This is a genomic window from Aeromonas sp. QDB30, from assembly GCF_027707645.1.
Lineage (GTDB): Bacteria > Pseudomonadota > Gammaproteobacteria > Enterobacterales > Aeromonadaceae > Aeromonas > Aeromonas caviae.
On record NZ_JAPCIY010000022.1, the window covers coordinates 25,623 to 48,114 of the forward strand.

At 61.7% G+C, this 22,492-nt stretch carries 18 protein-coding genes and 5 tRNA genes; 14 read left to right on the plus strand and 9 right to left on the minus strand.

All coding sequences use genetic code 11. The features are described 5' to 3' along the window. Positions 1 to 166: 166 nt before the first annotated feature. The 7 genes from alaS to PG896_RS09150 all read left to right on the plus strand — a co-directional run bounded on the left by alaS (position 167) and on the right by PG896_RS09150 (position 4,988). On the plus strand, positions 167 to 2,791 hold the full coding sequence (gene alaS, locus PG896_RS09120; protein WP_041212325.1) for an alanine--tRNA ligase: 2,625 nt from the start codon (positions 167 to 169) through the stop codon (positions 2,789 to 2,791). A gap of 16 nt (positions 2,792 to 2,807) precedes the next feature. Beyond that, positions 2,808 to 4,055: an aspartate kinase gene (locus tag PG896_RS09125; RefSeq protein ID WP_171864940.1), complete on the plus strand. Its 1,248-nt coding sequence runs from the start codon at positions 2,808 to 2,810 to the stop codon at positions 4,053 to 4,055. A gap of 93 nt (positions 4,056 to 4,148) precedes the next feature. Then, positions 4,149 to 4,337 carry a carbon storage regulator CsrA gene (gene csrA, locus PG896_RS09130; protein ID WP_005315760.1) on the plus strand — a complete coding sequence of 63 codons (189 nt, stop codon included), beginning with the start codon at positions 4,149 to 4,151 and terminating at the stop codon, positions 4,335 to 4,337. 212 nt (positions 4,338 to 4,549) lie between these two features. Beyond that, positions 4,550 to 4,642 (plus strand) — tRNA-Ser (locus PG896_RS09135). Positions 4,643 to 4,646: 4 nt separating this feature from the next. Next, positions 4,647 to 4,723: transfer RNA gene (locus PG896_RS09140), tRNA-Arg, on the plus strand. A gap of 94 nt (positions 4,724 to 4,817) precedes the next feature. Then, positions 4,818 to 4,894: transfer RNA gene (locus tag PG896_RS09145), tRNA-Arg, on the plus strand. 16 nt (positions 4,895 to 4,910) lie between these two features. Beyond that, positions 4,911 to 4,988, plus strand: a tRNA-Arg gene (locus PG896_RS09150). A 329-nt stretch (positions 4,989 to 5,317) separates the two neighbouring features. Here the strand turns inward: PG896_RS09150 and pbpG are convergent. The 6 genes from pbpG to pepA form a co-directional block, all read right to left on the minus strand. Then, positions 5,318 to 6,103, minus strand: coding sequence for a D-alanyl-D-alanine endopeptidase (gene pbpG, locus PG896_RS09155; protein WP_370736847.1), 786 nt, complete (start codon positions 6,101 to 6,103; stop codon positions 5,318 to 5,320). A 178-nt stretch (positions 6,104 to 6,281) separates the two neighbouring features. Further along, entirely contained in the window at positions 6,282 to 6,947 is a 666-nt protein-coding gene (locus PG896_RS09160; protein WP_010672956.1) for a DedA family protein, read from the minus strand. 18 nt (positions 6,948 to 6,965) lie between these two features. Next, a complete protein-coding gene (locus PG896_RS09165) occupies positions 6,966 to 8,258 on the minus strand; it encodes a hemolysin family protein (protein WP_029313724.1) in 1,293 nt (430 codons plus the stop codon). A 207-nt stretch (positions 8,259 to 8,465) separates the two neighbouring features. Continuing rightward, complete coding sequence (locus PG896_RS09170; RefSeq protein ID WP_270835627.1) at positions 8,466 to 11,330, minus strand: valine--tRNA ligase; 2,865 nt, start codon at positions 11,328 to 11,330, stop codon at positions 8,466 to 8,468. 65 nt (positions 11,331 to 11,395) lie between these two features. Beyond that, positions 11,396 to 11,851: a DNA polymerase III subunit chi gene (locus PG896_RS09175; protein ID WP_128296169.1), complete on the minus strand. Its 456-nt coding sequence runs from the start codon at positions 11,849 to 11,851 to the stop codon at positions 11,396 to 11,398. A gap of 169 nt (positions 11,852 to 12,020) precedes the next feature. Continuing rightward, the gene (pepA, locus tag PG896_RS09180; RefSeq protein ID WP_010672960.1) at positions 12,021 to 13,532 is read right to left on the minus strand and encodes a leucyl aminopeptidase; all 1,512 of its coding nucleotides are present in this window, start codon (positions 13,530 to 13,532) and stop codon (positions 12,021 to 12,023) included. A gap of 172 nt (positions 13,533 to 13,704) precedes the next feature. Between pepA and lptF the strand changes: the two genes are divergently transcribed. Beyond that, entirely contained in the window at positions 13,705 to 14,817 is a 1,113-nt protein-coding gene (gene lptF / locus PG896_RS09185) for an LPS export ABC transporter permease LptF (RefSeq protein ID WP_029313726.1), read from the plus strand. Positions 14,818 to 14,842: 25 nt separating this feature from the next. After that, positions 14,843 to 15,913, plus strand: coding sequence for an LPS export ABC transporter permease LptG (gene lptG / locus PG896_RS09190; RefSeq protein ID WP_010672962.1), 1,071 nt, complete (start codon positions 14,843 to 14,845; stop codon positions 15,911 to 15,913). A gap of 144 nt (positions 15,914 to 16,057) precedes the next feature. Here lptG and PG896_RS09195 read toward each other — a convergent pair whose 3' ends face one another. Next, positions 16,058 to 16,570 carry an RDD family protein gene (locus PG896_RS09195; RefSeq protein WP_010672963.1) on the minus strand — a complete coding sequence of 171 codons (513 nt, stop codon included), beginning with the start codon at positions 16,568 to 16,570 and terminating at the stop codon, positions 16,058 to 16,060. A gap of 143 nt (positions 16,571 to 16,713) precedes the next feature. Between PG896_RS09195 and PG896_RS09200 the strand changes: the two genes are divergently transcribed. Next, a tRNA-Leu gene (locus PG896_RS09200) sits at positions 16,714 to 16,798 on the plus strand. A gap of 297 nt (positions 16,799 to 17,095) precedes the next feature. Here the strand turns inward: PG896_RS09200 and PG896_RS09205 are convergent. Continuing rightward, positions 17,096 to 17,464 carry a VOC family protein gene (locus PG896_RS09205; RefSeq protein WP_043154157.1) on the minus strand — a complete coding sequence of 123 codons (369 nt, stop codon included), beginning with the start codon at positions 17,462 to 17,464 and terminating at the stop codon, positions 17,096 to 17,098. 533 nt (positions 17,465 to 17,997) lie between these two features. On the opposite strand from PG896_RS09205, the gene amt reads away from it, so the two are divergent. The 4 genes from amt (at position 17,998) to PG896_RS09225 (ending at position 21,882) form a co-directional block, all read left to right on the plus strand. Further along, the gene (gene amt / locus PG896_RS09210; RefSeq protein ID WP_010673021.1) at positions 17,998 to 19,425 is read left to right on the plus strand and encodes an ammonium transporter; all 1,428 of its coding nucleotides are present in this window, start codon (positions 17,998 to 18,000) and stop codon (positions 19,423 to 19,425) included. 231 nt (positions 19,426 to 19,656) lie between these two features. Beyond that, the gene (gene rlmD / locus PG896_RS09215; RefSeq protein ID WP_052816281.1) at positions 19,657 to 21,009 is read left to right on the plus strand and encodes a 23S rRNA (uracil(1939)-C(5))-methyltransferase RlmD; all 1,353 of its coding nucleotides are present in this window, start codon (positions 19,657 to 19,659) and stop codon (positions 21,007 to 21,009) included. Positions 21,010 to 21,120: 111 nt separating this feature from the next. After that, entirely contained in the window at positions 21,121 to 21,630 is a 510-nt protein-coding gene (locus PG896_RS09220; RefSeq protein WP_171864946.1) for a GNAT family N-acetyltransferase, read from the plus strand. Between the two features lie 81 nt (positions 21,631 to 21,711). Next, positions 21,712 to 21,882, plus strand: a complete 171-nt coding sequence (locus PG896_RS09225; protein ID WP_171864938.1) for a DUF5363 family protein — start codon at positions 21,712 to 21,714, stop codon at positions 21,880 to 21,882. On the opposite strand, the gene tppF is transcribed toward PG896_RS09225, so the two are convergent. Beyond that, entirely contained in the window at positions 21,851 to 22,465 is a 615-nt protein-coding gene (gene tppF / locus PG896_RS09230) for a type IVa pilus pseudopilin TppF (protein WP_029313748.1), read from the minus strand. The two genes, PG896_RS09225 and tppF, sit on opposite strands and share 32 nt — an antisense overlap. Between the last annotated feature and the right edge of the window lie 27 nt (positions 22,466 to 22,492).

Here is a 22,492-nt window from a genome sequence, read left to right on the forward strand (position 1 = left end):
GCATCCCGAAGCCCCCCTGTTGCGACGTGCTTGCGGGTGCTGCTGCCAAACGCTGGCCCCTTGGGGGCTATTTCACCCGCCAATGGTCCCCACGTTTTACTTTACCCTGCAGAAAACTTACATTAATGCGGTTAAAAGTCCGTATTCGAATCAAGCAGGATTTTCCATGTACATGTCCACGTCAGAGATTCGCGCTGCGTTTCTCGAGTATTTCCGCACCCAGGGACACCAGGTTGTCTCTTCCAGCTCGCTGGTACCGCACAACGATCCGACCCTGCTGTTCACCAACGCAGGGATGAACCAGTTCAAGGACGTGTTCCTTGGCGCCGACAAGCGTGCCTATCACCGTGCCACCACGGCCCAGCGTTGCGTGCGGGCTGGCGGCAAGCACAATGACCTGGAAAACGTCGGCTATACCGCCCGTCACCATACCTTCTTCGAGATGCTGGGCAACTTCAGCTTCGGTGACTACTTCAAACAGGACGCCATCCGGTTTGCATGGGAATTCCTGACCGGTACCCTCAAGCTGCCCAAAGAGCGCCTGCTGGTGACCGTCTACGCGACTGATGACGAAGCCTTCGACATCTGGGAAAAAGAGGTCGGCGTGCCGGCCGATCGCATCGTGCGCATCGGTGACAACAAGGGTGCTCCTTATGCATCCGACAACTTCTGGGCCATGGGCGATACCGGCCCATGCGGTCCCTGCACCGAGATCTTCTACGACCACGGCGATCACATCTGGGGTGGCCCTCCCGGTTCACCGGAAGAGGATGGCGACCGCTTCATCGAGATCTGGAACGTGGTCTTCATGCAGTTCAACCGTCAGGCTGACGGCACCATGGAGCCGCTGCCCCGTCCGTCCGTGGATACCGGCATGGGTCTGGAGCGTATCTCCGCCATCATGCAGGGGGTGCACTCCAACTATGAGATCGACATCTTCCAGGCGTTGATCAAGAAGGCGGCCGAGATTGTCGGCACCACGGATCTGAGCAACCAGTCCCTGCGCGTCATCGCGGACCACATCCGTTCCTGCGCCTTCCTGGTGGCTGACGGTGTCATGCCCTCCAATGAAGGTCGCGGCTACGTGCTGCGCCGCATCATCCGCCGCGCCGTGCGTCACGGCCGCAAGCTGGGTGCTACCGACGTCTTCTTCTACAAGCTGGCTGCCGAGCTGGCCGTGCAGATGAAGGATGTGGCGGCGGAACTGATCGCCCAGCTGCCGCTGGTCGAGCGAGTGTTGCGCATCGAGGAGGAGCAGTTCGTCCGCACGCTGGACAGAGGTCTGCTGCTGCTGGAAGACGCCCTGGCCAACCTCGGTGATGCCAAGGTGATCCCGGGTGAAGTGGTGTTCAAGCTCTATGACACTTACGGCTTCCCGGCCGACCTGACCGCCGATGTGGTGCGCGAGCGCGAGATCGGCATCGACGAAGAGGGCTTCAAGGCCGAGATGGAGAAGCAGCGCGCCCGCGCGAAAGAGGCTTCCAGTTTCGGCGTGAACTACAACGACGTGCTGAAGCTCGATTTCGAGACCCCCTTTACCGGTTACAAACAGCTGAGCCAGAACACTCAGGTGGTCGGTATCTACAAGGATGGTGTCGAGGTCAATGGCCTCATCGCCGGTGAAGAGGCCGTGATCGTGCTGGCGGAGACCCCCTTCTATGCGGAGTCCGGCGGTCAGGTGGGTGACAGCGGCATCCTCAAGGTGGATGACGGCATCTTCGCCGTCACCGACACCCAGAAAGCGGGCAAGGCGATCATCCACAAGGGCTATCTGGAACTGGGTACCCTGGAGAAGGGAGCCGAGGTCGAGGCCGTGGTCGATGGCGACCGTCGTCAGGCCATCGCCCTTAACCACTCCGTGACTCACCTGCTGCACGCGGCCTTGCGCCAGGCGCTGGGTGAGCACGTGACCCAGAAAGGATCCCTGGTGGGCGCCGAGCGCATGCGCTTCGACTTCTCCCACTTCGAAGGGCTGACCATGGCGACCATTCGCCGGATCGAGGAGCTCGTCAACGCCCAGATCCGTGCCAACCACGAGGTGGCCACCCAGCTGATGGGGCTGGAAGAGGCCAAGTCAGCCGGTGCCATGGCGCTGTTTGGCGAGAAATATGAAGACGATGTGCGTGTGGTACGCATGGGCGACTACTCCACCGAGCTGTGCGGCGGTACTCACGCCAAGCGCACCGGTGACATCGGCTTCTTCAAGATCATTGCCGAGAGCGGCATCGCGGCTGGCGTGCGTCGTATCGAAGCGGTCACCGGCAAGAGCGCCATCGATCTGATGCACCAGCTGGGTGAACAGATCGAAGAGGCCGCCGCGCTGGTGAAGGGCGATCAGTTTTCCATCGCCGACAAGGTGCGCCAGGTACTGGACAAGGCCAAGATGATGGAGCGCGAGCTGGAACAGCTCAAAGCCAAGCTGGCGGCGCAGGCGGGTAACGATCTGCTGAGTCAGGTCATCGACATCAATGGCCAGAAGGTGCTGGTTGCCGCCCTGGAAGGGGTCGACCCCAAATCCCTGCGCGGCATGCTGGACGAGCTGAAGAACCAGATGAAATCCGGTGTCGTGCTGCTGGCAACCAGCAGTGATGGCAAGGTCAACCTGATCGCGGGCGTGACCAATGACCTGACCGGCAAGGTCAAAGCTGGTGAACTGGTCAATCTGGTGGCCCAGCAGGTGGGTGGCAAGGGCGGTGGTCGTCCCGACATGGCACAGGCGGGTGGTACCCAGCCTGAGGCGGTGCCGGCGGCGCTGCAATCCGTTCACTCCTGGCTGGAAGAGCGCCTGTAAGCGGGCGAGGTGATCTGTGGCACTCTATGTACAGAAGTACGGTGGCACCTCGGTCGGCACGCTGGAGCGGATCGAGGCAGTTGCTGAGCGGGTTCAACTGACCCGTGCCCAGGGACATGACGTGGTGGTGGTGGTCTCCGCCATGTCGGGCGAAACCAACCGGTTGCTGGGCATGGCCCAGCAGCTGGACCAGGATGCCAACCGGCGCGAGATGGATGTGCTGATCTCCACCGGTGAGCAGGTCACCATTGCACTGCTGGCGATTGCGCTCAACAAGCGCGGTTGCCCCGCAGTCTCGATGACCGGTGATCAGGTCCGCATCCACACCGATTCCGCCTATGGCAAGGCGCGCATCACCCGTATCGACACCGATCAGGTGGAAGCCGCACTCGGTGCCGGCAAGGTGGTAGTGATTGCCGGTTTCCAGGGGCGCGATGAGCACAATGCCATCACGACCTTGGGCCGAGGGGGTTCGGATACCACCGCGGTGGCCGTGGCTGCGGCCATCAAGGCCGACGAGTGCCAGATCTTTACCGATGTGGACGGGGTGTATACCACGGATCCGCGCATCGAGCCCAAGGCGCGCCGCCTCGATACCATCACCTTCGAGGAGATGCTCGAGATGGCGAGTCTCGGTGCCAAGGTGTTGCAGATCCGTTCGGTCGAGTTCGCGGGCAAGTACCGCGTGCCGCTAAGGGTGCTGTCGAGTTTCGTCGACGGAGAGGGAACCTTAATCACATATGGAGGTGAGAGGATGGAAGCACCCCTGGTATCCGGCATTGCGTTCAATCGCAACGAGGCCAGCCTGACCATTCTGGGTGTGCCGGACAGGCCGACCGTGGCCGCGCAGATCCTGAATCCGATCAGCGACGCCAACATAGATGTCGACATGATAGTGCAGAACACCATGGGGGATGGTACTGCCGACTTCACCTTCACGGTGAATCGCGATGATTATCGCCGGGCCCGCGCCTTGCTGGAGGAGACCGCCAGCGAGCTGGGGGCCGCCTGCGTGCAGGGCAACGGAGAGATCGCCAAGGTCTCCATCGTCGGGGTCGGCATGTGGAATCATCCTGGTGTAGCGCGCACCATGTTCAAGGTATTGGGTGAGGAAGGGATCAACATGCAGCTGATCTCCACCTCTGAAATCAAGATATCCGTGGTGATTGACGAGAAGTACCTGGAGCTGGCCGTGCGTTCGTTGCACTCGGCGTTCGGGTTGGATCAAGAGCCTCATGAGCAGCCCTTGGGAAACAATCCCTGATTGATTTAGTTTCAACCATTTACCATATCGGTATCTTTGTAAGATAATGGCGCATATCGATATAAATACAAAACAGGATACAGGAGCAAGCGAATGCTTATTTTGACTCGTCGTGTAGGGGAAACCCTGATGATTGGTGACGAAGTAACCGTTACCGTACTGGGCGTAAAAGGGAACCAGGTTCGTATCGGTGTGAATGCACCGAAAGAGGTTTCCGTACACCGCGAAGAGATCTACATGCGGATACAGGCCGAGAAAGTCCCGGGCCAACCGAATTTCTAAGCCATTTCATGGCTGCCTGAAGGCGACATCCCGGATGTCGCCTTTTGTTTTTTTGGGGCCTGCAAATCGGCCTGCAGAGCGCGTAACTACTGGGTAAGTGTCGATATTGCTTGAATATTCCACTCTTTGGCCAAATGCTGAGCGAACGCTCTGTTTTCTCCAAAAAAGTGTTTGACTAAAAATCCCTGTGAAGTATTATCAGCCCCGCAAACGGAGAGGTGGCCGAGAGGCTGAAGGCGCTCCCCTGCTAAGGGAGTATGCGGCTTATACCCGCATCGGGGGTTCGAATCCCCCCTTCTCCGCCATTTTGCGCCCGTAGCTCAGCTGGATAGAGTACCTGGCTACGAACCAGGTGGTCAGAGGTTCGAATCCTCTCGGGCGCACCATATTTGACTCTTGAAGTCATGTGTTGACCATCAGAAAGTCGACACTAAAGAAGGCTTACTGTTGAGTAAGCTTTTTTTATCGTTTGAAAACAGGGCGCCCGTAGCTCAGCTGGATAGAGTACCTGGCTACGAACCAGGTGGTCAGAGGTTCGAATCCTCTCGGGCGCACCATAACAATGATTTATGAGCCGCCCGTAGCTCAGCTGGATAGAGTACCTGGCTACGAACCAGGTGGTCAGAGGTTCGAATCCTCTCGGGCGCACCATACAGACAGCCTCGACGTCAGTCGGGGCTGTTTTTTTATGGGTGATATCCTCCTCCCCATCATGGGGTTGCCTCTCTCGTGTCCTTCTCCCTGACGCTCCCACGGGGGACGGTTCCCCCTTGCTGCACGTGCCCTCGGGTCACCACTCTCCACGTGTCTTGCCTGGCAGGCTGCTGACGCATCCCGTGGCCGTGCCTGTGGCTACCTGGGGGCACGAACCATGCGCATCTATGCTGTGCGGGGCTGGCGCCCTCTGGCGGCCTGCTGAGGCGTTTGGCTGGCAATAAAAAAGGATGCCGCGGCATCCTTTCATGTCTTCGTGGAGAGAATCAGCTTTTCAGCCACTTGCGGATGCGGTTGGCATCCCCGACAGGGGTGCGTTTGCCCACCGAGTTGAGCAGTACGATGGCGAGCTCCTGACGATCCGGTTTGGCACGCATCAGCAGGCAGCGGCCCGCCTCGTCGGTATAGCCTGTCTTGGAGAGGCGTACATCCCAGTCCGGGTTCTTCACCAGGGGGTTGGTATTGTTGAACATCAGGCTGTAGGCCGGCTTGTGAAAACGCATCTCCCTGCTGGTGTCCTGGGTGAATTCACGGATCAGCGGCTGTCGATAGGCCGCAGAGAGGAGCTTGGCCAGATCCTGGGCGGTGGAGACGTTGCGGGTGGAGAGACCGGTGGAGTCATAGTAGCGGGTGTTGCGCATGCCGAGCTGTCTGGCCTTGTTGTTCATGGCGCGGATGAAGGCTTGGCGACCCCCCGGGTAGTGGCGGGCAAGCGCCGAGGCCATGCGGTTCTCGGAGGACATCAGCGCCAGATGCAGGGCGTCGCGGCGGCTGACCTGGGTGCCCATGCGCACCCGTGAATAGGTGTGCTTGATGTTGTCCCTGTCGTTCTGATCGATGGTCAGGGTCTGATTGAGGTTCTGGCGGGCATCCAGCACCACCAGCGCCGTCATCAGCTTGGTGAGGGAGGCGATGGGGCGCACCCGGGTGGGGTTTTTCTGATACAGGGTCTTGCCGGTGTTGACGTCCATCACCAGGGCACTGCCCGATTTGAGCTGCAGCTTGGCCGGGTTGGGGGTCGCCAGGGCTGTCTGCGAACCCAGCAGTCCCATCAATCCACCTACCAGCGCGATTGCGCGAATCCAACACCCCATACAACCAACTCCATCCACAGCGAAAAAAGGCGCTAGATTCACTCATTTTTGCCCCTGCTTTACAAGAGCGAGCTGGGGGAATTCGCCACTATTTTCCATAAAAAAGGGCCGCCTGTGGGCGACCCTGTGGTTTGTCTCACTCTCTGGAGACGCCGGGCTTGCGTCTGCTCCACCAGCGCCAGACCAGAGCGATGAGGCCGCCCACCAGCAGCACGACCGGCAGGTAGAGAATGACGCTGAGAAACTGGGACTCATACTGCGCGGCCAGCTTGGTGTGGCTCAGGTAGTAACCCAGCCCGACCAGGGGGCAGATCCACATGATGGAGCTGATCAGGTTGACCACCAGGAAGCGCCCCTGGGGGATCTCGTTGGCGCCGACGATATAGGGGTAGGCGGTACGCACGAAGGCGATGTAGCGGGCGGTGATCAGGGTGATGATGCCGTACTTGTTGAGCAGGTAGTGCACCTTTTCCTTGTGCTTGTCATCGAGATGGGACATCAGCCTGTGATACATCCGGGTGTGGCCGAGGAAACGCCCCTGCATGTAGCCAAGCCAGGTACCGACGAAGGTCGCCATGATCAGCAGCGGGACCACCGCCATCGGCAACACCCCCTGATAGATCAGCACGCCGGTCAGGATCAGCAGGGTATCCCCTGGCAGGAAGGCGGTGGGGATAAAGCCATTCTCGAGCACCAGGAAGGTCAGCAGGACGACATAGACCATGAAGACCATCTTGGGATCAGAGAGTGTCGCCAGATCCTGATGCATAAAGGCGTGAGCCAGGTGGTAAAACTGCTCCATACATGCAAACTCCGCAGGTTAGCTGGGTTGGTCGGTCAAGGGCATGGCAAGTACCTTGTCGATGCGCAGGCCGTCCATATCCACGATTTCCAGTTGCCACTGTTCCAGGGTGACCAGGTCTCCGGTCTGGGGAAGGCGGCCAAGGAGCAGCATGATAAGCCCTCCAAGGGTGTGATAGTGATGTTTTTCTTCTTCCGGCAGACGAACCAGCTCCAGACAGTCCTTCAATTCTGGCAGCGGAATGAGGCCGTCGAGCAGCCAGCTGCCGTCGGCGCGCTGGAAGGCCCAGTTGTCCTCCCCATCTTCCTGCTGGAAGTCGCCGGCCAGGGTTTCCAGCAGATCCTGCTGGGTGACCAGCCCCTGCAGCTCGCCATATTCGTCCACCACCAGCACCATGTGCTCGGAGTGGGTACGGAAGTGGTTGAGCAGCTCCAGGCCGTTGAGGGTCTCCGGCAGCAGGCTGCCGTCCTGGGTCAGCGCCGCCAGATCGATGGGCTCTCCCTTGATGTAGGCGTGCAGCACCTTGCTGACGTTGAGGATGCCGACGAGATCCGACAAGCTGCCGTCACAGACAGGGAAGAAGCTGTGGCGATACTCCACCAGACGTTGGAGGTTCACTTCCAGCGGCAGTGACAGGTCCAGATAGCGGATGTCGCTGCGCGGCACCATCAGGGAGGCCAGGCTGCGTTCGTCGAGGCGGAACACGTTGCGCAACATAGTGTGCTCATGGTCCTCGATCACCCCCGCTTCGGAGCCCTCCACCAGCATGGCGTGGATCTCCTCCTGAGTGACGTTGTTGCTGCTGCGCTGATCGACCCGCAGCAGCCGCAGGCTGGCGTTGGTGGAGGCGGAGAGCAACCAGACGAAGGGACGGGTCAGGGTCGCCAGCCAGAGCATGGGGCGGGCTACCAGACAGGCGATGCGCTCGGCGCTGAGCTGTCCGAGGCGTTTGGGCACGAGCTCCCCTACCACGATGGAGAGATAGGTGACCAGCACGACCACGATGACGGTGGCGAGCAGGCTGCTGCTCTTGGGGGAGAGCCCCCACTCCTGCAGCCAGAGAGCGAAGGGCTGGGCCAGCAGGGACTCGCCATAGATACCGTTGAGCAGACCGATGCTGGTGATGCCGATCTGCACGGCGGAGAGGAAATGGGTCGGATCTTCCCCGAGCTTGAGGGCGATGGCGGCGGAGCGGCTCCCTTCGCTCGCCATTTTGGCGAGGCGTGCCTTGCGTGCCGTCACGATGGCGATTTCCGACATGGCGAAGACGCCATTGAGCAAAATCAATCCAAACAGGATCAATATTTCCATACTGCAGCAGCACTCCCGATAGAAAAGACCGCTGGCAGTGTAATGAATTTGCGGGCTCTGCGCTTGTGAAAGGAGGTGATTTGGCTCGTGAATTTTTGAATATCGCCCCGGCGGGAGGGATAAAACCGCGGGGCAGGAGAGGGAGAACTGAACCCCTGACATGAAAAAGCCCCCGATAAACGGGGGCTTGTCATGTTGCGCTGTGGCTTAGAGCGCGGCGATCTCGGCCTGTTGGGCTTCCAGCTTGGTCAGCTGGAGACGGTAATCTTCCAGCTTCTCGCGCTCCTTGGTGATGACCGCTTCCGGCGCCTTGGCGACGAAGGCTTCGTTGCCGAGCTTGCCTTCGATGCGGCCGCACTCGCCCACCAGACGGGCCACCTCTTTGGCCAGACGGGCCAGCTCGGCTTCCTTGTCGATGAGACCGGCCATCGGGATCATCAGCTCGGTGGCACCGATCAGCTTCTTCACCGACAGGGGGGCGGTTTCACCTTCGCCAAGCACGCGGATGGACTCCAGACGGGCCAGCGACTTGAGGAAGGCCTCGTTGTCAGCGGCGCGCCGGGCATCCTTGGCATCGCACTGGAGCAGCACGTTGAGGGGCACGCTCGGTGCCACGTTCATCTCGGCGCGGATGTTGCGAATGCTGACGATGAACTCCTTCACCCACTCCTGATCCGCCATCGCGGCGTCGTCCACCTTGGCGGCGTCGAATTCCGGGAAGGCCTGAATCATGATGGTGTCGGCGTGTATGCCAGCCAGCGGGGCCACCGATTTCCAGATGGTCTCGGTGATGAACGGGATGATCGGGTGCGCCAGACGCAGCAGGGTTTCCAGCACGGTCACGAGGGTGTGGCGGGCAGCGCGCTGCTCGGCCTCGGAGCCCTTGGTCAGCACCGGCTTGGTCAGCTCCAGATACCAGTCACAGAACTGGTTCCAGATAAATTCGTACAGCACGCCCGCGGCGATATCGAAGCGATAGGTATCGAGGGCGGTGCGGAAGTCACGGATGGCCACTTGCAGCTGGGACTGGATCCAGCGATCCGCCAGGCTGAACTGCATCTCGCCACCATTCCCTTGCGAAGAGAAGCCACAATCCTGATCTTCGGTGTTCATCAGCACATAGCGGGAGGCGTTCCACAGCTTGTTGCAGAAGTTGTTGTAGCCATCCAGGCGCTTCATGTCCCAGTTGATGTCACGACCGGTGGAGGCCAGCGCCGCCAGGGTGAAGCGCAGGGCGTCGGTGCCGTGGGCATTGATCCCTTCCGGGAACTGCTTGGCGGTGCGCTTGGCGATCTTCTCGGCCATCTGCGGCTGCATCATGTTGCCGGTGCGCTTCTCCAGCAGGTCTTCCAGGGAGATGCCGTCGATCATGTCGAGGGGGTCCAGCACGTTGCCCTTGGACTTGGACATCTTCTGGCCTTCTTCGTCACGGATGAGGCCGGTGATGTAGACGGTCTTGAACGGGACTTGCGGCTGGCCGTTCTCGTCCTTGATGAAGTGCATGGTCATCATGATCATCCGGGCAATCCAGAAGAAGATGATGTCGAAGCCGCTCATCAACACGTCGGTCGGGTGGAAGGTCTTGAGTGCCTCGGTGTTGTTCGGCCAGCCCAGAGTGGAGAAGGTCCACAGGGCGGAGCTGAACCAGGTGTCGAGCACGTCTTCGTCCTGACGCAGCACGGTCACGGACGGGATGCTGTGCTTGGCGCGCACTTCCTCTTCGTTGCGGCCCACGTAGACGTTGCCGGCATCGTCATACCAGGCCGGGATGCGGTGACCCCACCACAGCTGACGGGAGACGCACCAGTCCTGAATGTCGCGCATCCAGGAGAAGTACATGTTTTCGTACTGCTTTGGCACGAACTGGATGCGGCCATCTTCCACCGCCTCAATGGCGGTCTTGGCCATGGGGGCCACGCGCACGTACCACTGGTCGGTCAGCATCGGCTCGATGGGCACGCCGCCGCGATCGCCGTACGGCTGTTGCAGCACATGATCCTTGATCTCGGCCAGGAGGCCCAGCTCGTCCAGCTTGGCGACGATGGCCTTGCGGGCGGCGAAGCGCTCCATCCCGGCGAACTCGGTCGGCAGGGCGGCGTCATAGGCGGTGCTCGGGTTGCCATTGGTATCGACCACTTCTGCCTCGGCACGCACGTGGGCGTCCAGGGTGAAGATGTTGATCATCGGCAGGTTGTGGCGCTTGCCCACTTCGTTGTCGTTGAAGTCGTGGGCCGGGGTGATCTTCACGCAGCCGGTGCCCTTCTCCATGTCGGCATGTTCGTCGGCAACGATGGGGATGAGACGGTTCACCAGCGGCAGCAGGATGTGCTGGCCGATCAGCGCCTTGTAGCGGGGGTCTTCCGGGTTCACGGCCACGGCGGTATCGCCCAGCATGGTTTCCGGACGGGTGGTGGCGACGATCAGATAATCCTTGCCTTCGGCGGTCTTGGCGCCGTTGGCCAGCGGGTAGCGAAGGTGCCACATGTGGCCCTTGATCTCGCGGTTTTCCACTTCCAGGTCGGAGATGGCGGTGTTGAGCTTGGGATCCCAGTTCACCAGACGCTTGCCGCGGTACATCAGGCCGTCTTCGTACAGGCGCACGAACACTTCCTGGACGGCGGCGGAGAGGCCCTCATCCATGGTGAAGCGCTCGCGCTCCCAGTCCACGGAGTCACCCAGACGGCGCATCTGACGGGTGATGGTGCCGCCGGACTCTTCCTTCCACTGCCAGATCTTGTCGATGAAGGCTTCCCGGCCGTAATCGTGGCGGGTCTTGCCCTCTTCGGCGGCGATCTTGCGCTCAACCACCATCTGGGTGGCGATACCGGCGTGGTCGGTACCCGCCTGCCACAGGGTGTTCTTGCCCTGCATGCGGTTGTAGCGGATCAGGGTGTCCATCAGGGTCTGCTGGAAGGCGTGACCCATGTGCAGGCTGCCGGTGACGTTCGGCGGCGGGATCATGATGCAGAAGGAGTCTTTGCTGGTGTCGCCGTGGGGCTTGAAGTAACCCTGGGCTTCCCAGTGCTGATAGAGCGCCTGTTCGATGGCGTTGTGATTAAAAGTCTTTTCCATGGTCTCGCCGTATTCTGGATGGATGGAGTCTGGTGTTGATTCGTCGTGGATCGAGGGTGGCACAGTCAGGGCTGCGCCGGATCCGGTGCGGCAAGGACGGGCTGATCCCTCATCTCGAGGGTATGGCCCGCCTGGCGATAGTGCTTGTAGCGCTCGCGGGCTTGCTGCTTTTGCGTTTCGTCAGTGGGGACAAAATCTACCACTTGAGCGAAGTGTCCTGCAAACAAAGGTGTCTGCCGGGCCAGGTTGATGAGGCAGGCATAGCGCCGCCGTGGCGGCTGATGGCCTATCTCCACCGGAGCCTGACCGCTCTCCCCCTGCAACTGGTGCGGTACGAAGCGATCGGGCGGCAACTGCCACAACAGCTCGTCCAGACGAAGGGACTGGGCCTCGTCCTCGCACAGCAGATAGAGATGGCCTGCGCTCCAGCCATCGGCCGCAAGCTGGCAGGCGAGGCGCTCGACGGCGGAGGCATCCGCATCATCGGGCTGGCTCATCAGGTAAAAGGTCACTTGGCTCATCAGGTCGGTCCCGTTTGGCTGTGACGGACAGCGATTGGCCGTCTTCGGGAGCCGCGTCTGGCACGGACTTCCCGGATTCTCTCAATGAAACAAGGAAGAGGCAGGCCTCTTCCTTGTGATACAGGGTAACGCCTTCTCGCATCGCTCTTCGAGTCGATGGGGAAGGGGATCACTCCTTGTCTTCGACGTCCGCCACGCCGGCCCGGTTGAGCAGGAACTGGGTCAGCAGGGGCACAGGACGGCCGGTGGAGCCCTTCTCCTTGCCGCTCTTCCAGGCGGTCCCTGCGATATCCAGGTGGGCCCAGTTGTACTTCTTGGTGAAGCGCGACAGGAAGGCGGCGGCGGTGATGGTACCGGCCGGACGGCCACCGATGTTGGCCATGTCGGCGAACGGGCTTTCCAGCTGCTCCTGATACTCGTCGAACAGGGGCAGGCGCCAAGCGCGATCGCCGGCCTGTTCGGAGGCGTTGAGCAACTCGTGGGCCAGGGGGTTGTGGTTCGCCAAGAGGCCAGAGGTATGGTGGCCCAGGGCGATGATGCAGGCACCGGTCAGGGTCGCCACATCGATCACGGTCTCGGGATCGTAGCGGTCCACATAGGTCAGGGCATCGCACAACACCAGGCGGCCTTCGGCGTCGGTGTTGAGCACCTCGACGGTCTGGCCGGACATGGTAGTGAGGATGTCACCGGGGCGGTAGGCGTTGCCCCCCGGCATGTTCTCGCAGCCCGCCAGCACGCCGATGACGTTGATGGGCAACTGCAACTGGGCCAGGGCGTGCATGGTGCCGAGCACGGAGGCGGCGCCACCCATGTCGTACTTCATCTCGTCCATGCCGTCTGCCGGCTTGATGGAGATGCCGCCGGAGTCGAAGGTCAGCCCCTTGCCCACCAGCACGATGGGCTTGGCGTCGGCGTTGCCCTTGTACTCGATGATGGCCATCATGGCTTCGTTCTCGGAGCCGCGGGCCACTGCCAGGTAGGAGTTCATGCCGAGCTCGGCCATCTCCTGCTCCCCCACCACCCTGGTGGTGATGTTGTCATAGGCATCCGCCAGACGGCGGGCCTGGGAGGCGAGGTAGGCGGGGTTGCAGACGTTGGGCGGCATGTTCGCCACGTCGCGGCAGATGCGCACCCCTTTCGCCACGGCCAGGCCGTGATTGATGGCGCGCTCGCCTATGGTCAGTTCCCGACGCGTCGGCACGTTGAAGACCAGCTTGCGCAGCGGACGGCGCGGTTCGGCCTTGTTGGTCTTGAACTGATCGAAGCTGTAGAGGCCCGCCTTGGTGGTTTCCACCGCCTGACGCACCTTCCAGTAGGTATCCCGACCCTTGACGTGCAGCTCGGTCAGGAAGCAGACCGCTTCCATGGAGCCGGTTTCGTTCAGGGTGGTGATGGTCTTGTTGATGATCTGCTTGTACTGGCGCTCGTCGAGTTCGCGCTCCTTGCCGCACCCGACCAGCAGTACGCGCTCGCTGAGCACGCCCGGTACTTGATGCAGCAGCAGCATCTGGCCCGGTTTCCCTTCCAGGTCGCCACGGCGCAGCAGCGAGCTGAGGTAGCCGTCGCTGATCTTGTCCAGCTGTTCGGCAACCGGAGAGAGGCGGCGGGGCTCAAAAACGCCGACCACGACGCAGGCACTGCGTTGCTTCTCAGGACTGCCACTCTTTACACTGAACTCCATGGAATCTCCTACATCCTAAAGACAAAAGGCACCATTTATTGAATAATGCGGTGCTTGTTGGGGTATCAGAGGCGGAGCGAACAGTCACAGGCTCCGCAGTTCAAACTGGTAAAAATCCAATATAGGGCCCTATTTTTCAGGCATTCGACTAAAAACACAAGTTTACTTGGGAATGACTGTGATCGTTTTCCGATATTTGTTCAGGGAGACCCTGAAAACCCAGCTGGCGGTGCTGTTCGTGCTGCTGCTTATCTTCGTCAGCCAGCAATTTATCCAGATCATTGGCGATGCCGCCGATGGTGAGGTGCCGACGCGCCTGGTATCCACCCTCCTGCTGCTCAACCTGCCGAATATGGCGTTGTTGATGCTGCCTATCAGTCTGTTTTTAGCCATTCTGTTTGCTCACGGCCGTTTGTACGCGGAAAGCGAGATGACGGTGATGCACGCGGTGGGTTTCAGTCACCGTTTCATCATGGGCAGTGCCCTGGTGCTGGCCTTGCTGACCGCCGCCGTCGCGGCGTTCAACACCGGCTGGGTCGCCCCCCAGGCCAAGGAGCGGGAGTACCAGGTGATCGACGAGTTCAAGGCCGATCCCGGTATCTCTTTCCTGCAGGCCGGCCGCTTCATGGAGCTCGACAAGGGGCGCCTGGTGGCCTACATCCAGGATCTGAACGACAAGGGGTCGGAGTTGCAGAAAATCTTCGTGCTGCAACGGGCCGAGGGGGGCTCACCCCCGTCAGTGGTGGTGGCCAACGAGGGGCAGGTGACCGCCGACAGCAACGGCTTGCAGTGGCTGACCCTGAAGGATGGCTCGCGCTACGAGGGGCATTTCACCGGCAAGCAGTTCCAGGTCTCGGAGTTTCGTGAATACAGCCTGGTGATCCGCCAGCAGGAGATGGAGCGATCCAACCGCAAGGCGGCGGCCAAGCCGACCCTGGCATTGCTCGGTACCCAGGACAACCAGCTGATGGCCGAATTGCAGTGGCGCCTGTCGCTGCCCCTCTCCATCCTGGTGCTCACCTTCCTGGTGGTGCCGATGGCGCGGGTCAATCCCCGTCAGGGGCGTTACGCCAAGCTGCTGCCGGCCATCCTGCTCTATCTCTCCTATTTCCTGCTGCTCAGCGCCGCCCGGTCGGCCATCGACAGCGGGCGTCTGCCCCACTGGCCCGGGATGTTCCTGGTGCCCCTGGTCTATCTGCTGCTGATAGGGTTGCCTCTCAACCTGCAGGGCACCAGCTGGTGGAACGGGGTCAAAGGGCAATTGTTCAAGAGAAAGTCAGCATGATGCTGCAACCTGGGAGTCTCTGCTGATGTTCGGCATTCTCGATAGATACATAGGCAGGGTCATCTTCATGTCGATCCTGCTGTGCGAGCTGACCCTGGTCGGGCTCGCCGCGCTCATCAAGTACGTGGAGCAGTTGAAGGCGGTCGGGGAAGGCAACTACGACATGCTCAACGCCCTCTACTACGTGCTGCTCTCCATGCCCAAGGAGGCGGTGCTCTTCTTCCCCCTGGCTGCCCTGCTCGGTGGCCTCATCGGTCTGGGCCAGCTCGCGACCAGCTCCGAGCTGGTGGTGATGCAGGCGGCGGGACGCTCCAAGATCAGCATCGTCATGGCGGCGCTCAAGACCGCCATTCCCCTGATGCTGCTGGTGGGGCTGATGGGAGAGTACGTCGCACCGGCCGCCAAGCGGATGGCGGATGACATCAAGGCGGGGGCCATGTCGGAAGGGCGGCTCACGGTCTCGGCCTACGGGGTCTGGGCACGGGATGGCAACAACTTCGTCAACATCAACGGGGTGCGCAACGATGGCGCCCTGACCGGCATCACCCTCTACCGCTTCACTCCGTCCCGCAACCTGATCGACGTGGTGCAGGCGAAGGAGGGGGTGTTCGAGGATCACCACTGGCTGCTGAAACAGGTGCACATCACCCGGTTTGACGATCCCACCCGGATCCAGGACGAAGAGCATGCCCAGATGGCCTGGCAATCCGAGCTGACCCCCAAGCAGCTCGGGGTGGTCAGCATCGATCCCGAGAACCTGCCCATCTCGGGGCTGCGGGACTACATCGGTTATCTGGATGCTAACAAGCAGGATGCCGGACGCTACAAGCTGGAGATGTGGCGTAAGCTGCTCTCACCGCTCTCAGTGGTGGCCATGATACTGCTCGCCTCCTCCTTCATCTTCGGTCCGCTGCGCTCGGTGAGCATGGGGGCGCGGATGCTGATGGGGATCATGACCGGCTTCGCGGTCTATGTGAGCGACAGGGTGTTCGGCCCGGTCAGCCTGGTCTATGCGGTCCCGCCCATCCTCGCGGCTATCGCACCCAGCCTGCTGTTTGGCGGCATCTCCTTCTATATCCTGAGCCGCAAGCAGTAGCGGCCTGAAGGACGGCGGGCTGCTGACAAAAGGCGGACATTGCTTTCGATGCACCGCTTCCGTCAAGGTTCTGGGCTGCAAGCCGTCAGTTCTGGTCAGCAAAAAGGGCACCTCTGGGTGCCCTTTTTCGTTGCCGCCTTGGGATCAGCGATTGAGCTGCTCCAGGTTTTCCGTCTTGCCAAGCACCACCACCTCGCACTCGGCCCAGATGTCCTGGAAGGCGCGGGGGCGGGCGCGATTGAACACACACAGCAGGTTGCCCAGGCCAAAGGCCGAGGTGGCGAGCCGGATCAGGGCCTGGGTGACGCGAATGTTGCTGCCGTCCAGGTTCTGGATGCGCAGGCGCCAGGCCCGCATGCCGATGGTCTGGCCGGCGCGGACCCAGAACCAGGTGTAGAAACCGCAGATGACGAAGGCCAGCCAGGCGCTATAGAGGGGGCTGGTGAGCAGCCAGGCGGCATCCTTGCCCTCGGGAACGTGCGCCATGCCGGTGGCCAGCAGCAGATGGGCCACCCCCATGCCGATGAAGCCAGCGATGATCAGCAGGGCAATCACCACCAGATAGTCATAGAGCAGGGCGCCGAGACGGCGCAGCAGACCGGCGGACGGATGCCGGGGAGCAGGCTGGAGAGGGGAGGGGGTCTTGCGCTTGGCCATGATGATTATTCCATTAATATGATGCGGGCATTCTATGTAACTGGCCTGGCATCGGCAAGGCGTTGAATAAATGAGCAAACAACGGTGGGGGCAAGAAAAACACCTTGCATGGCCAAGCGCCATTCGTATAATCCCTCGCAGCTGCCCGGGTGGCGAAATCGGTAGACGCAGCGGATTCAAAATCCGCCGTAGCAATACGTGTCGGTTCGAGTCCGACCCCGGGCACCATCAGATTCCATGACAAAAGGCCATCCTCGCGGATGGCCTTTTGTTTTTCCGGGCGGTGCGAAGAGGTGTACCCTCAGACCCTCAGACCCTCAGACCCTCAGACCCTCAGACCCTCAGACCCTCAGACCCTCAGACCCTCAGACCCTCAGACCCTCAGACCCTCAGACCCTCAGACCCTCAGACCCTCAGACCCTCAGACCCTCAGACCCTCAGACCCTCAGACCCTCAGACCCTCAGACCTTCAGACCTTCAGACCCACAGGCTCTCGGGCCATCAGCCTCTCGGACTGCCATCCCCTCAGTCGATGTTCTGCGCGATGCGCCACAGCACGCCTGAGGGGTCGTACAGACAGAACTCCTTCATGCGCCACGGCTGGGTGACGAGCTCCGTGACCCGGACGCCGTAGCGGGCGGCGATCTGGCTCGCCTCCACTTGGGCCCGCCAGGCGGCCACGTCCTCTACCAGGAGGTGCATCATGAGCTGCTCGGCCAGCCCCGGGGGGTTGCCATCCTGCAGCAGGAAGCTTGCGTTGCCGAGATGAAAATAGGCCACGCCGTCGCCATCGGAGGCCAGGGTAAAGCCGAGATCCTGATAGAACTGCTTTGACAGCGTGAAATCCCGGGCAGGCACGAAGGCCTTGATTTCGGTCACGTTGAGATTGGGCATGGGCTCCTCGCGGCGCTGGGAACAGGGGAAGATGGCTTGCCAGTATGACCGGGCATTTCGGGGCAGGCCAGACGAATGGCGCGCGTTTGCACTCTTAAAGTGCTTGTGCCCCTCGGGTGGGGGGATATTGGCCGTCAGCCTCATTTGATTTCACCATGGTATGGCCCATTTCATTTATTTCATAAATACCTTAGCGGGATAGGTGAGCCTGCCAGGGTGACATCACCAGGGGTTCGCCCCGTCATTGTGAGGTGGTTGGGTCATCCTGGTGCATTTTCCCGGCAATGCACAGCCAAAGTGCGATTTTCCCCCTGTAACCGGGCATCGTGCGCCAAGATGGTGCGTGTTGAATGTGATAAAAACATAACGCCATGAAATAAAAGGATTATTTTTCTTGGCCTGCTTTATGCTTTCCCCATGTCATGTCGCCATGATGTCTCCGTGAGCCACACAGGTGCGGTGGGCAGGTGGCCAGGTTGGAAATGCATATCAGGAAATGGACCCGGATGCCGGGACGACAAGGAGAGGGCTGTATGTTCAAGAGACTCGTAATGACTGGCCTGCTGGCGCTGGCCGCCACCATGGCCGCCCCGGGCTGGGCCGAAGAGGTGGCCGCGCAGGCCGATGTGGTACAGGCGGCCGCGACCGTGACCATCAACAAGGGGGACAATACCTGGCTGATGGTGGCGGCGGCCCTGGTGATCCTGATGTCCGTGCCGGGCCTCGCCCTCTTCTACGGCGGCCTGGTGCGCGCCAAGAACATGCTGAGCGTGCTGATGCAGGTGTTCACCCTGTTCTGCCTCATCACCGTCCTCTGGGTGGTCTACGGCTACTCCCTGGCCTTCACCGAGGGCGGCGCCTTCTACGGCTCCTTCGACAAGGTGCTGTTGATGGGGGTGACGCCGGATTCCATCGCCGCCACCTTCAGCAAGGGGGTCGGGATCAGCGAGTTCATCTACGTGGTGTTCCAGGGCGCCTTTGCCGCCATCACCTGCGGGCTCATCGTCGGCGGCTTTGCCGAGCGGATGAAGTTCTCGGCGGTGCTGCTGTTCGCGGTGATCTGGTTCACCTTCGCCTATATCCCGATGGCGCACATGGTGTGGTACTGGGCGGGTCCGGATGCCTACACGGATGCGGCCGCCGCCGAAGCGGCCGGTGCCACCGCAGGCTATCTGTTCCAGCACGGCGCTCTGGACTTCGCTGGCGGCACCGTGGTGCACATCAACGCCGCGGTGGCCGGTCTGGTTGGGGCCTTCATGGTGGGCAAACGGGTTGGCTATGGCCGTGACCCCATGACCCCCCACAGCCTGACCATGACCATGATCGGTGCCGCCCTGCTGTGGTTCGGCTGGTTCGGCTTCAACGCCGGCTCCTCCCTCGAAGCCAACGGCACGGCGGCCCTGGCCTTCGCCAACACCTGGATCGCGCCGGCCGCTGCCGCCCTCTCCTGGACCTTCGCCGAGTGGGCGATGAAGGGCCGTCCCTCCCTGCTTGGCGCTGTCTCCGGTGCGGTGGCGGGTCTGGTCGCCATCACCCCTGCCGCCGGTTTCGTCGGTGTGGGGGGCGCCCTCATCATCGGCCTGCTCAGCGGTGTGGCCGGTCTGTGGGGCGTGCACGGTCTCAAGCGTCTGCTGGGGGCCGATGACAGCCTGGACGTGTTCGGCCTGCACGGGGTGTGCGGGATCCTGGGGGCCGTGCTGACCGGGGTGTTCGCCAGCCCGGATCTGGGCGGCACCGGGGTGTGGGACTATGTGACCAACCAGGTGGCCGAGGGGTACTCCATCCTGGCCCAGGTCAAGGTACAGGTCATCGGCGTGGGGGTGACCGTGGTCTGGACCGCCCTGGTCTCGGCCGTGGCCTACAAGCTGGTGGACCTGCTGATCGGTCTGCGGGTGAAGGAAGATGCCGAGCGCGAAGGGCTGGACGTGACCAGCCACGGCGAGAAAGCCTACAGCCATTGATCCTGCTGCCATGAATGTCATACCGCCGGCCCCGTCCGGCGGTTTTTTTATTGGGGCGGACTGGCCAGGCTGCCCGGACCGGGCCGCTGGTGGCCGGGGTCGCTATTTGTGTTGGCAGGGTCTTTTATGCCTGCATTTTGGGCGGATCTCCGCTAAACTCTGCCACCCTTTATTCGGGGTCGCCGGGTCAGCCCCGTCGTCACCCTCTCTTTCATGCCTTCGGAGCCGCTCATGCCGTTAGTGGGACACCAACATCAGATCGATATTCTGGAACTGACCGACAAGGGGGATGGCAAGGGTCGCCTGTTCGATCGCCCCCTGTTTGTCGAGGGTCTGCTGCCCGGTGAGCAGGCGCTGGTCGAGTTGACCGAGGTCAAACCGAACTACCTGCACGGCAAGCTGGTCGAGTTGACCCAGCCCTCTGCCGATCGGGTGGCCGATTTTTGCCCCAACACCGAATGCGGTGGCTGCCAGGTGCGCCCGCTGGCCTATCCGGCCCAGCTTGCCCTCAAGCAGAGCCTGGTGCAGAGCGCACTGGAGCAGGTCGGGCTGGGTGAGGCCGTGGTCAACCCCATCCTCGGCATGGAGACGCCGTTTGCCTACCGCAACAAGGCCCAGTACGCGGTGCGTGGCAGCGAGGCGGGCGCCGAGATCGGCTTCTACCGCAAGCACTCCCATGACCTCATCACCGCCGATGATTGCGCGGTGCAGGATTCGCTGCACGTGGAGCTCAACGCCCGGGTACGCAACTGGATGCGCGAGCACGACATCGCGGCCTATGACGAGGTGGCCCACACCGGCTGCGTGCGCAACCTGATGACCCGCAAGGGCTTCAAGAGCGGCGAGCTGATGGTGGTGCTGGTGACCCTGGGCGAAGCGCTGCCGTTCGAAGCCGAGCTGCTGGCGGCCCTGGCGGATCTGCCGGTCACTACCCTGGTGCAGAACATCAACGAGGTGCGTACCAACCGCATCCTGGGTGACAAGAACCGGGTGCTGCTGGGCAGCGGTGTGATCCGCGACAAGATCCACGAGCTCGAATTCGAGATCTCGCCCCTCTCCTTCTTCCAGAACAACCCGAGCCAGACCGACGTGCTCTACTCCAAGGCGCTGGAGTATTGCGAGCTGACCGGCAGCGAGACGGTGTTCGACATCTATTGCGGCATCGGCACCATCTCCCTGTTCCTGGCAGGCAAGGCCGCCAAGGTGGTGGGGATTGAGTCGGTGGAGAGTGCCATCAGCGACGCCCGTCGCAATGCGGCCCTCAACGGCATCGAGCAGACCGAGTTCCACGTGGGCAAGGCGGAGCAGCTGATGCCTGCCCTGCATGCCGACGGGGTGAGTGCCGACGTGGTGGTGATGGATCCGCCCCGCAAGGGCTGTGACAAGGCGGTATTGCAGACCCTGGTGGCCATGGCGCCGCGCCGGCTGGTCTATGTCTCCTGCAACCCCCAGACCCTGGCCCGGGATCTCGCCTGGCTGGTCAAGCAGGGCTTCGTGCTGGACGAGGTGCAGCCGGTGGACATGTTCCCGCACTCCATGCACGTGGAAGCCGTTGCTCGCCTGAGCCTGTCAGCGAAAGCCTGATCGGGCCGAGGGCGTGGCGTTAGCCAGATGGCTCTGATAGAAACGACTCCTGAGGGAGTCGTTTTTTTATGGTCGTGGTCGGCAGAACCACCAGGCAGGGAGATCGGCGTGATGATTCGTATGGCAGGGGTGGAGGATGCGGCGGTGCTGGATCACTTCTTCGGGCAACTGGACAGGGAGACCCGCTTCATGCTGTATGAAGCGGGAGAGCGCCCCTCGGACATCGAGGGGCAGCGCAGGCGGCTCGAGGCCATGGCCGCAGCCCCCAATCAGGCCATGTGGCTGCTGGAGCTGGCGGGGGAGGTGCAAGGGTTTGCCGCGCTCCTTGGTGGCGGCCTGGCACGCAACCGCCACTGTGCCCTGGTGGTGATGGGGCTGTGTTCGAGGGCGCGCGGGCAGGGATGGGGGGAACGGTTGCTGCGTACCCTGATCGCGACCGCGAGGGATCTCGGTATCCACCGGCTGGAGCTGGGAGTGATGGCCCACAACGAGGTGGCCCACGCCTTGTATCGCAAGTGCGGGTTCGTGGAGGAAGGGGTGAGACGGCAGGCCTATCGGCTGGACGAGGGCTATGTGGACGAGATTTCCATGGGGCTGCTGCTGCCGCTGGACAGGCCATGACGCCGCTGGCCCCGAGATGCTGGTCTGGGGAGTTGGATTGGGGCAAGCTTGTGGGGAAACCATCGAGACAAGGAGGCGCCCATGAAGGGGATATTGCTGCGTTGGCTGGCTCGCTACGATGCCTGGTGCCAGGAGTGGGGACTCACACCGGAGAACCGGCGCTGCTGCGCGCCGGTACGCCATGATGAAGAGGAGAAGCGCCCGGACAAGGGCGACGACCTCACTGGAACTGGCGGGTCACGGCGCCAGTGACGCTGTTGTAGTCGAACGAGAGCCCGTCGGGGTATGCCGGGAAGCGGCCCACGGAGCTGCGCAGGGTATAGCGGCAGTTGTCGTGACGAAGGGCGCCGTCAGCCTGAGCGTCTGCCGGGATGAGCCGGGAGATGTAGTCACTGTCTGAATCCTGGTGCAACTCATCGGCCACCGTCAGATCGGTATCGAGCAGGGCGCCAAACAGGCTCTCGCAGTCGTCCCGGCTGCTGACGGAGATCTGATCGCTGTCGCCACCGGGGAAGACGGTATCGGGCCCCTGACCTCCCTGGTCCTCCTTGGTGCCCACCGGCCAGCCATGGCTGTTGATGTCGAGATCCTGCCTGCCCATGCCGCTAAAGTTGTAGAGTGCCAGGGGCTCCCCCTTAACCTTGACCGCCCAGCCGGCGTGGGCGAGCCGGGCGGCACTGGCAAAGCTGCCCGCCGTGGCCGAGACGCTGCTCTTGAGCCCGTCGTCCTGGATGTTGATGAAGCGGGGCAGGGCGGTCACGGCCAGGATCCCCAGCACGATGATGACCAGCACCAGTTCTATCAGGGTAAAGCCTCGGGAAACGTGTGTTGGCATGGAATGAACCCATTGAGTACGACAGAC

Coding starts and splice junctions, on each gene's coding strand:
- alaS (WP_041212325.1), top strand. CDS start 167: ATGTACATGTCCACGTCAGAGATTCGCGCTGCGTTTCTCGAGTATTTC.
- csrA (WP_005315760.1), top strand. CDS start 4,149: ATGCTTATTTTGACTCGTCGTGTAGGGGAAACCCTGATGATTGGTGAC.
- pbpG (WP_370736847.1), bottom strand. CDS start 6,103: ATGGGACTGCTGGGTTCGCAGACAGCCCTGGCGACCCCCAACCCGGCC.
- PG896_RS09160 (WP_010672956.1), bottom strand. CDS start 6,947: ATGGAGCAGTTTTACCACCTGGCTCACGCCTTTATGCATCAGGATCTG.
- PG896_RS09165 (WP_029313724.1), bottom strand. CDS start 8,258: ATGGAAATATTGATCCTGTTTGGATTGATTTTGCTCAATGGCGTCTTC.
- PG896_RS09170 (WP_270835627.1), bottom strand. CDS start 11,330: ATGGAAAAGACTTTTAATCACAACGCCATCGAACAGGCGCTCTATCAG.
- PG896_RS09175 (WP_128296169.1), bottom strand. CDS start 11,851: ATGAGCCAAGTGACCTTTTACCTGATGAGCCAGCCCGATGATGCGGAT.
- pepA (WP_010672960.1), bottom strand. CDS start 13,532: ATGGAGTTCAGTGTAAAGAGTGGCAGTCCTGAGAAGCAACGCAGTGCC.
- lptF (WP_029313726.1), top strand. CDS start 13,705: ATGACTGTGATCGTTTTCCGATATTTGTTCAGGGAGACCCTGAAAACC.
- lptG (WP_010672962.1), top strand. CDS start 14,843: ATGTTCGGCATTCTCGATAGATACATAGGCAGGGTCATCTTCATGTCG.
- PG896_RS09195 (WP_010672963.1), bottom strand. CDS start 16,570: ATGGCCAAGCGCAAGACCCCCTCCCCTCTCCAGCCTGCTCCCCGGCAT.
- PG896_RS09205 (WP_043154157.1), bottom strand. CDS start 17,464: ATGCCCAATCTCAACGTGACCGAAATCAAGGCCTTCGTGCCTGCCCGG.
- amt (WP_010673021.1), top strand. CDS start 17,998: ATGTTCAAGAGACTCGTAATGACTGGCCTGCTGGCGCTGGCCGCCACC.
- rlmD (WP_052816281.1), top strand. CDS start 19,657: ATGCCGTTAGTGGGACACCAACATCAGATCGATATTCTGGAACTGACC.
- PG896_RS09220 (WP_171864946.1), top strand. CDS start 21,121: ATGATTCGTATGGCAGGGGTGGAGGATGCGGCGGTGCTGGATCACTTC.
- PG896_RS09225 (WP_171864938.1), top strand. CDS start 21,712: ATGAAGGGGATATTGCTGCGTTGGCTGGCTCGCTACGATGCCTGGTGC.
- tppF (WP_029313748.1), bottom strand. CDS start 22,465: ATGCCAACACACGTTTCCCGAGGCTTTACCCTGATAGAACTGGTGCTG.